General features: G+C 66.5%; 3 protein-coding genes. All 3 read right to left on the reverse strand.

Annotation, left to right across the window (positions count from 1 at the left end):
• Positions 1-524, reverse strand: a 524-nt coding sequence (locus JWQ89_RS17080; RefSeq protein ID WP_299642924.1) for a glycogen/starch synthase, incomplete at its 3' end; no start/stop codon positions are given.
• 12 nt (positions 525-536) lie between these two features.
• Positions 537-1,808: a glucose-1-phosphate adenylyltransferase gene (glgC, locus tag JWQ89_RS17085; protein ID WP_299642926.1), complete on the reverse strand. Its 1,272-nt coding sequence runs from the start codon at positions 1,806-1,808 to the stop codon at positions 537-539.
• Between the two features lie 78 nt (positions 1,809-1,886).
• A partial coding sequence (locus tag JWQ89_RS17090; RefSeq protein WP_299642927.1) for an alpha amylase C-terminal domain-containing protein occupies positions 1,887-2,725 on the reverse strand: 839 nt, incomplete at its 5' end.

Here is a 2,725-nt window from a genome sequence, read left to right on the forward strand (position 1 = left end):
TCCCAGCCGAACACCCCCTGGAAGGCGATGTTGTGGACGGTCATCACCGTCTTCACCCGGGTTGGCGCGTTGAACCGGGCATAGGCCGGCGCGAGGCCGGACTGCCAGTCGTGGCAGTGGAGGATATCCGGCTGGTAGCCCGCAATGGCGCCGCGCGACAGCTCGTAGGCCGCAAAGCTCAGCGCCGCGAAGCGCCGCCAGTTGTCCGGCCAGTCCCTGCCGTCCGGCCCGAGATAGGGATTGCCCGGCCGGTCGTAGAGGTGCGGGGCATCGAGCGCGATGACGTCGAGCCCGTTGGCCCGCCCCGCCACCAGCCGCGCCGGGCCGCCGAAGAAATCCAGCAGCTGCAGCGCCTCGCGGCCGCCCTCGAGCCCCGCCATCACGCTGGGATAGCCCGGCAGCAGCACGCGCATCGACACGCCATGCGGCGCCAGCGCCGCCGGCAGGGCGCCGACGACATCCGCGAGCCCTCCCGTCTTGATCAGCGGGAAGGCCTCCGAGGCGACGGACAGGACTTCGATCATGGGCTCCGCCAGCTATCTGCTCGCCTGGTACTTGTCGATCATCGGCTGGGTGACCAGCGTCACCCCCTCCGCGGTACGGCGGAACCATTGCGCGTCGAACGCCGGATCCTCGCCGATCACCAGCCCCTCGGGGACATGCACGCCGCGATCGACCACCACCTTCTTCAGCCGGGCGCCCCGCCCGATGGTGCAATAGGGCAGCACCACCGCCTCGTGCAGCTCGGAATAGGAGTGCACCCGGCTGCCGGTCGAGAGCAGCGTCTTGTCCAGCGCACCGCCCGAGATGATGCAATCGCCCGAGACCAGCGAGTTCACCGCCGAGCCGCGCCGCCCGTCGAAATCATGCACGAACTTGGCCGGCGGGGTGATCTCGGCGAAGGTCCAGATCGGCCAGTCGCGATCGTAGAGGTCGAGCTGCGGGGTGACGTCGCAGAGGTCGATATTGGCCTTCCAGTAGGCGTCCACCGTCCCCACGTCGCGCCAGTAGGCGACTTCCTCGTTGGGCGAACGCACGCAGGAGCGCGGGAAGCGGTGCGCCCAGGCCGAGCCGTTCTTGACGATATAGGGGATGATATCCTTGCCGAAATCCCGCGCCGACCCCTCGGTCGCGGCGTCGCGGCGGAGCTGCTCCATCAGGAACCGCGTCTCGAACACGTAGATGCCCATCGAGGCCAGCGCCATGTCCGGCTTGTCGGGGATCCCGGGCGGATCCTTCGGCTTCTCGACGAAATCGACGATCCGGTCACGCCCGTCGACATGCATCACGCCGAACCCCGAGGCTTCCATGCGCGGCACTTCGAGGCACCCGATGGTCACATCGGCGCCCGTGTCGACGTGCTGCCGGAGCATGATCTCGTAGTCCATCTTGTAGATGTGGTCGCCCGCCAGCAGCACGATGTAGCGCGGGCCGTAGTCCTCGATGATGTCCATGTTCTGGTACACGGCATCCGCGGTACCTTCGTACCATTGCGTCTCGGAGACGCGCTGGCTCGCCGGCAGCACGTCGAAACTCTCGTTTCGCTCGGTGCGGAGGAAATTCCAGCCGCGTTGCAGATGCCGGATCAGCGAGTGCGCCTGATACTGCGTCGCCACCGAGATGCGGCGGATGCCGGAGTTCAGCGCGTTCGACAGCGCGAAATCGATGATGCGGGACTTGCCCCCGAAATACACCGCCGGCTTGGCGCGCCGGTCGGTCAGCTCGAACAGCCGCGTCCCCCGCCCGCCCGCCAGCACATAGGCCATCGCTTCACGCGCCAGCGGCGATGGTGTCCGGTAGTCAGCCATAGTTTCCTCCTCCTATCGCGTGATCAGGAAAAGTTACGAGACTTTTCTGCTTCGATCACGCGGCCCTCCCATGCCCGCTCAAGCGGGGTCGTATTTCAGAAACAGCGTCGACATCGGCGGCAGGTAGAGATCGGCATAGGGGCCGAGCCCCTCGACCTCGCTCGCCCTTGCCACCACCTTGCCCTGGTTCCCCTTGTTGGTGCCGCCGTACCAGCCGGCGTCGGTATTGAGCCGCTCGACCCAGTTGCCGGCAAGCGGCATCGGCACGCGGTAATGGTCGCGTGGCGTCGGCGTCATGTTGGAAATCACCACCACCGGCGGGTGACCCGGCGCCTTGCGGGTCCAGGCGAACACCGAGTTGTGCTGGTCGTTGCCGATCAGCCACTCGAAGCCTTCCGGCTCGTTGTCGCGCGCATGGAGCGCCGGCAACTCGCGGTAGAGCGCGTTGAGATCGGTGACCAGCCGCCGCATGCCCTCGTGCGCCGGGGCCTCGAGCAGGAACCAGTCGAGCCCCTTGGCCTCGTTCCATTCCTCGCGCTGGGCATATTCCTGGCCCATGAACAGCAGCTTCTTGCCCGGCCAGCCCCACATGAAGCCGTAATAGGCCCGCAATCCGGCGAACTGCCCCCAGTCGTCGCCGCCCATCTTGGAAAGCAGCGAGCCCTTGCCGTGCACGACCTCGTCGTGGCTCAGCGGCAGGATGAAGTTTTCGGCGTAAGCATATAGCGCCGCAAAGGTCAGGTCGTTGTGGTGATAGCGGCGGTGGATCGGGTTGCGGCTCATGAACCGCAGGGTGTCGTTCATGAACCCCATGTTCCACTTGAAGCCGAAGCCCAGCCCGCCGAGATGCGTCGGCCGCGTGACGCCGGGCCATGCCGTCGACTCCTCGGCGACCATCACGACGCCGGGGTGTTGCT

Origin of the sequence: Devosia sp. (assembly GCF_028290645.1) — a bacterium.
Lineage (GTDB): Bacteria > Pseudomonadota > Alphaproteobacteria > Rhizobiales > Devosiaceae > Devosia_A.

What these genes read in the sequence shown, in the direction of transcription:
- glgC (WP_299642926.1), bottom strand. Translation starts at nt 1,808, where the DNA reads ATGGCTGACTACCGGACACCATCGCCGCTGGCGCGTGAAGCGATGGCC.